Source organism: Syntrophomonas sp., assembly GCF_028707975.1.
Lineage (GTDB): Bacteria > Bacillota > Syntrophomonadia > Syntrophomonadales > Syntrophomonadaceae > Syntrophomonas.
In genome coordinates, this window is record NZ_JAQVZX010000099.1 from 1 (window position 1) to 6,101 (window position 6,101).

The following is a 6,101-nucleotide window of genomic DNA, read 5'->3' on the forward strand; positions in this document are numbered from 1 at the left end:
GTGATTATGAAATCAGGCTTCTCTTGCTCATAGAGGTCATAAGCATCCCGGCCATTATTGGCCGTAATAAGTTCCGCTTCCGGAAGATACTTTATAAAAATCTTTTTCAAAAACCCTTGGAAGAACTGGGAATCATCAACTATGAGTATTTTCATAAGCAATCACTCCTCTCTGAAATTCCCTTTGTATATATATAGGCCATAACAGGTCATAAGACTGAGGTCATAGTTCAAATAATTTTATCATTATTTTCATCTTTATTCCACTACCAAAGCCAATGCCTATAGCCAATGCCTATACTAGTATAAGCAAATCATAGCAGAATTTACATATATTTATGCATATTAAAGCCTAAGAATAGAAAAATCATATTGTCGCCTATTGCCAAATAGTTTATAATTAACGATAGAATGTATGAATAGCGTTTATTCATTAAGCGCTCATGGACATATATTGAGTAGTGGGCAAAGGGAGTTGGATGAATCTCTCCCAGGCCTGGAAGTACGGTTAGGAACGCTTTTAAAAGAAATGGTAGGAAGGTTAGGACGGTAGGCAAAGAGGTGCGGCTTTGGCTTTTCCTGCGACATATGCCGGAGGTGAACATTGCTGGCACATCTTAAAGCTCCTACGGGAGTTTTTTTTATTGCCCAAAAAACAAAGGGGAGGAAAAGAAGTGAAAAAAACAAGATTTGTTGGGGGGAAAAGGAGCTGGCACCAGGGAAAAATACTGCTGTCGCTATTACTGGTAATTGCGCTGCTGGCTGTTGGCGGCTGCGGGAAAACAAGCCCAACAACCAGCACCTCCAAAGAGGATCCCAAGAAGGGCCAAAGTGAAACAGTAGAGCTGCGTCTGGCTCATTTCTGGCCCAGCACTCACCCCGCTGAAGTCGATCTGGTACAGCCCTGGGCCAAAGCCATCGAAGAAGCTACCGGGGGCCAGGTAAAGATCGTCAGCTATCCCAATCAAACCCTGTTGCAGGCTGATTCTATTTATGATGGCGTGGTAAATGGAATAGCCGACATCGGTATTTCCTGCTTTTCCTATACCCGCAATGGCTTCCCGGTTCTGGAGGTCTTTGAACTGCCCGGAATTACCTACGAGAGTTCCCGGGTGGCCAGCACCGTAGCCTGGGAAGGGATAAAGGAATTGAACCCCAGGGAAGTCCAGGATACCAAACTGATGATGGTTCTCACCACCGGCCCTGGCGATATCTACTCCAAAGTAGCGGTAAGAAATCTGCAGGATCTAAAAGGTTTGGAGATAAGGGCTACCGGTTTAAGCGCCAAAACTCTGCAGGCCCTGGGTGCAACCCCGGTCGCCATGCCGCAGTCAGATGCCTATGAATCCTTGTCCAAAGGAGTGGTAAAGGCCAACCTGGGTCCGGTGGAAGTATTGAAAGGCTGGAAACAGGCGGAAGTCACCCAATATTTGACCCAAACCCCTTTCCTTTATAATACTTTATTCTTTGTCACCATGAACCTGGACAAATGGAACTCTTTGGATCCGGAAACCCAGAAAGCCATAGAAAAAGTCAACGAGAAATTCTTTAAGGAAGTGGCTGCAGGACTCTGGGATAAACAAAACACCGAAGCCCTGAAATGGGCGGTGGATGAAAAAGGTATGGAATTAATCCAGCTGCCGGCGGATGAAGCCCAGCGCTGGATAGATTTGGTCAAACCTATTCAAGATGATTTCGTTAAGAGGATGGATAAACAGGGTTTTGAAGGTGCCAAGATTCTAGATACAGCCAGGACCCTGGCGGATAAATATAATAAGGAATTTAAGTAAAAGCCTGACTCTGCTGCAAAAGATTATTACAGACTTGTAGGGAGGAAGTACGGAATGGCCAAAAAATACAACGGCTTTGTCGCCAGCTTGAGCCAGTTTTTAGATCAAGTTGCCGGCTGGTGCCTGGTAGCAGTAATGCTGGTAGTGGTAGGCAATGTATTAATGCGGGTGCTATTTAAGCACCCCCTTCTGGGAACCTATGATTATGTCGGTTTTCTAACGGCAACGGCCATTGGACTGGCCCTGGCCCATTGTGCTCTGCAAAATGCTCACATAGCCGTTGATTTTGTAGTAGAGCGCCTCCCCCGTAAAACTTGCGCTCTCATAGATACTGCCACCAATTCGGTAGCTATAACTTTTTGGGGTTTTGCCTTATGGAACCTGGCTATTTACGCGGGAACCATGAAAGCCAACGGCATTGTCTCCGCCACCAGTCAGTTGCCGGTCTCGCCCTTCATATACCTGGTGGCCTTTGGTCTTTTCAGCCTTTGCCTGGTTTTGCTAAGCCATCTGGGTGAGTCTTTGAGAAGGGTAGTAAGATGAACCCTTTTGCTCTTGGAATGCTGGGGATAATTGTTTTTTTGGCCCTGCTCATGCTGCGTATGCCCATTGCTTACGCCATGGCCCTGGTGGGTTTTACCGGCTTCGCCCTGCTCACTTCGGCTTCAGCGTCATTCAGCATGGTGGCCAAGGAAATATTTAATACTTTCTCCTCTTATTCATTGAGCGTTATCGCCATGTTCGTGTGGATGGGTTTCCTGGCCTTTTATTCTGGAATAGGCACCCGTCTTTATGTCTTTGCCTATAAACTAATGGGGCATCTCCCCGGCGGGTTGGCTGTAGCCACCCAGCTGGCCTGTGGAATATTTGGAGCCATCTGCGGATCTAATACGGCCACTGCAGCTACCATGGGGGCCATTGCCTTGCCCGAGATGAGAAAGTACCAGTACGATACTTCGCTGGCCACAGCCAGTATTGCCGCCGGCGGGGTTCTGGGAGTTTTGATTCCCCCCAGTGTTATATTTATTGTTTATGGCATGGCTACGGAGCAATCCATAGGAGAACTCTTTATGGCCGGTATCATACCTGGAATCCTGCTTATGCTGGCCTATATAGCGACTATTTTATTTCTCACTCTGCGCAACCCCGCCCTGGGACCAGCAGGCCCCAAAGCGAGCTGGAAAGAGAGAGCCTCCTCCCTGCGGGGTGGATTATTTGAAGTACTGGTAGTCTTTGCCCTCTCCATCGGTGGCCTTTTTGCCGGCTGGTTTACACCTACTGAAGCCGGTGCCGTAGGAGCCGCCGGGGTGCTGGTGGTATCCCTGCTGGGAAGGCATCTAGACTGGACCGGATTTAAAAAATCCCTTTATGATACTACCCGAACCACCGCTATGATAATGTTGATGATTGCCGGAGCCATGATCTTTGGCCGCTTTATGGCCATCAGCCGGATTCCTTTTGAGCTGGCCAACTGGGCCGGTGGTTTGCCCCTGCCCCCTTTTGCCATCGTGGGGGTCATTCTGCTTATTTATCTGGTACTGGGTTGCTTTATTGACGCCCTGGCCTTGATTTTGCTGACCATTCCCATTTTTTATCCGGTGGTGGTAAAAACCCTGGGCTATGATCCTATCTGGTTCGGAGTAATAGTGGTTATGGTAGTGGCCATGGGGGTTATCACCCCTCCGATGGGGATGAATGTCTACATAATAAAAGGAGTAGCTCCTGATGTTCCTCTGGAAGTTATTTTTCGGGGAATATGGCCTTTTCTTCTGGCCATAATATTTTCTCTGATTATATTGATAGCCTTTCCCTCCATCGCTACCTTTTTGCCGCAGCTCTTGCATGGAGTTTAATCATATGCATAAGTTTTCTTGCTTCCGGAGATTATATAAAAAAACTCCGGGAGGCGAAAAGATGGAGGCTGGCGTTAGGAATAAGCTCCAGGGTCGTATTTGAAGAACCCGAATAGACGATGTTATGGCCCAGGTAAGTATGTGAATGGGCAACATCGAGATCACGTCCGTGATGACGAGAGAATCTTTTGAAGAAGCCGGTTTTAATGAAGGTGATGCGGTTACAGCCCTGGTAAAAGCTATCAATGTAGTTTTCGTAAAGTAAGAAGCCCGGCGCAAAGAGGTCATCTTCCTAAAAGATGGCCTTTTTTCATGTTTTAATTGCTTGTTAACCCTGGTCTACCCCAATGTAACAGATCCCTTTGCCTGTTCTCTCCGGGGTATCAGATTATAACTACCCCTCATCGCTTAATTCGCGGGTGTATTCCGCCATTTCCCCCAGTTTCAGAGGGCTTCGCATAAAGTTGCCTGTACCACAAGCGGCCAGTTTTCCTTCCGGGTCATAGAGATTGGCATCAGCCACCAAGCGATTCCTGGCCTGGTGCTTTACTATTCCTATCGACTTGATTATCCCAGCGCCAACCGGACGCAAAAGATTTACATTAAATGATACCGTGTATACCATATAATCTTTAATAATTGAATTTACCGCAAAAAAGGCGGCATCATCCAAGAGTTTGAAATAGACTGATCCATGCATGGCCCCAGCTCCATGAAAGTGTTTCTCCATTACCTCCGTAGTTATAATAGCCTGCTCCCGGCTAATCTTGATGGTATTATTATGATAAAGCTGTTGGTTGTAGGGAGCACTCAAATACATCCGTTCCAATCGCATGAAGTGCTGTTGATAATTCATAAACTCTGCCTCCTGCTATAATGTCATAATTTGTTCCTTTTATTATTCTATCATTAATGATGGAACAAATCGCTTGCTCTGATTCCAACTGCTTAACAACCCGGCAATAGATGAAAACCATCCCCGGACAAAAAGGTTCCGGCAACAAAACAGTACTTCCATTTTAAGAAAATCATCCCACGAACAGCCTTGACAATTTTCCGGCTTCTGTTTCATTATTTTGATAAACCGATGACGAGGGAGTAAAACCATAAACCAGCCTGACAGAGAGCCGGGGAGGGTGGAAGCCCGGTAGGACAGGAATGAACAAATGGGCCTTTGAGGGTGGGGTGATAATTGAAAGTTTAAGCAAAACCTTTAACCCGGGAAGCATTAATGAGAAACTGGCTCTGGATAATATCACTCTCTCCCTCCAGCCCGGAGAATTTTTAAGCATTATAGGTGGAAACGGTGCGGGAAAATCCACCCTTTTAAACTGTATTTCCGGTGTCTACCCCATAGACCAGGGTCGTATAATACTGGATTCCAAGGATATTTCCTTTCGCCCGGAATACCAGCGCTCCCGCTATATAGGCCGGGTGTTTCAGGATCCCATGCTGGGCACCGCCTTTGACATGAGCATTGAGGAAAACCTGGCCATTGCCTATGCCCGCGGCAAAACACGGGGACTTAAACCCGGTATACGCAAATCAGAGGCCAAGCTGTTCCGGAAGCACCTGGCTCGTTTGGAACTGGGCCTGGAAGACCGGATAAAGCAAAAGGTGGGTTTGCTTTCGGGTGGGCAGCGCCAGGCTCTGACCCTTTTAATGGCAACCATAGTGGAACCCAAATTGCTCCTGCTTGATGAACATACTGCCGCCCTGGACCCGGCTATAGCCCAGAGGGTTCTGCAACTAACGCGGGAAATCGTATCCCGGTACCACCTCACCACCATTATGGTAACCCATAATATGAAAGCCGCCCTGGAGTACGGCAACCGAACCATAATGATGCATGAAGGTAGGATCATCCTGGACCTGCAAGGAGCAGAAAGAAAAGAAATGACGGTGGAGAAACTGGTGCAGCTCTTTGGCACTAAAAGCGGAGCTGAACTGGACAACGACCGCCTCTTATTGATTTAGCGGGCATGGGGACGGTTCTGATGCCCGCTGATCAAATATTTTAATGTGGAAGACAGGGACATAAAGACCCTGCATGTGGACATCACGTGTTTTCCTCTTATGAAGCCTGATCACACTGTGAGCTGTTTCGTCGCCGTTTTTTTTCATAAAGAAAGTTTACCGGCTCCGTGAGGAGATCCAGAGGGGCAGGGAATACATCGAAGATCATTGGCGGGAGAAATATGATGCCGGGATGGTGGCGGAGGCAGCAAATCTAAGCAAGCATCATTTCTCGAAGCTTTTTAAAAAGCATGTGGGTACTACGCCCTACGATTACTATATTAACATCAAAATACGCGAAATACAGGAGCGGTTAAAACCCCTTCTCACCCTTGTTCCTGATATATTTATGGGTTATATGCGGACGGTTAGATTTTCTCGATTGAATTTCAAATTGCTTAAAAGACGATATAAGCGGGGTGAGCTTGGCGTGCCCATAGTTT

The 6,101-nt window shown here is 47.0% G+C and carries 6 protein-coding genes; 5 read left to right on the forward strand and 1 reads right to left on the reverse strand.

Translation table 11 applies throughout. The features are described from left to right. Positions 1-673 precede the first annotated feature (673 nt). The 3 genes from PHP87_RS10115 to PHP87_RS10125 are packed head-to-tail and all read left to right on the forward strand — an operon-like array spanning position 674 to position 3,642. On the forward strand, positions 674-1,789 hold the full coding sequence (locus PHP87_RS10115; RefSeq protein WP_299920967.1) for a TRAP transporter substrate-binding protein: 1,116 nt from the start codon (positions 674-676) through the stop codon (positions 1,787-1,789). A 54-nt stretch (positions 1,790-1,843) separates the two neighbouring features. Continuing rightward, positions 1,844-2,332 (forward strand): TRAP transporter small permease, encoded by a 489-nt coding sequence (locus tag PHP87_RS10120; RefSeq protein WP_299920969.1) that lies wholly within the window; start codon positions 1,844-1,846, stop codon positions 2,330-2,332. After that, positions 2,329-3,642: a TRAP transporter large permease gene (locus PHP87_RS10125; RefSeq protein ID WP_299920971.1), complete on the forward strand. Its 1,314-nt coding sequence runs from the start codon at positions 2,329-2,331 to the stop codon at positions 3,640-3,642. Before PHP87_RS10120 ends, PHP87_RS10125 begins: the two co-directional genes overlap by 4 nt. Before the next feature lie 394 nt (positions 3,643-4,036). Here the strand turns inward: PHP87_RS10125 and PHP87_RS10130 are convergent, their stop codons facing one another. Then, on the reverse strand, positions 4,037-4,498 hold the full coding sequence (locus PHP87_RS10130; RefSeq protein WP_299920973.1) for a PaaI family thioesterase: 462 nt from the start codon (positions 4,496-4,498) through the stop codon (positions 4,037-4,039). A gap of 302 nt (positions 4,499-4,800) precedes the next feature. Between PHP87_RS10130 and PHP87_RS10135 the strand changes: the two genes are divergently transcribed. Together PHP87_RS10135 and PHP87_RS11965 are read left to right on the forward strand one after the other, a co-directional pair. Further along, positions 4,801-5,619 carry an ATP-binding cassette domain-containing protein gene (locus PHP87_RS10135; protein WP_299920975.1) on the forward strand — a complete coding sequence of 273 codons (819 nt, stop codon included), beginning with the start codon at positions 4,801-4,803 and terminating at the stop codon, positions 5,617-5,619. A gap of 196 nt (positions 5,620-5,815) precedes the next feature. After that, positions 5,816-6,101: AraC family transcriptional regulator (locus PHP87_RS11965; RefSeq protein WP_366942930.1), on the forward strand; the 286-nt coding region annotated here is incomplete at its 3' end.

Bases quoted from the DNA above. Each gene is read 5' to 3' on its own strand.
- PHP87_RS10120 (WP_299920969.1), top strand. From the start codon at position 1,844: ATGGCCAAAAAATACAACGGCTTTGTCGCCAGCTTGAGCCAGTTTTTA.
- PHP87_RS10125 (WP_299920971.1), top strand. From the start codon at position 2,329: ATGAACCCTTTTGCTCTTGGAATGCTGGGGATAATTGTTTTTTTGGCC.
- PHP87_RS10130 (WP_299920973.1), bottom strand. From the start codon at position 4,498: ATGAATTATCAACAGCACTTCATGCGATTGGAACGGATGTATTTGAGT.
- PHP87_RS10135 (WP_299920975.1), top strand. From the start codon at position 4,801: ATGAACAAATGGGCCTTTGAGGGTGGGGTGATAATTGAAAGTTTAAGC.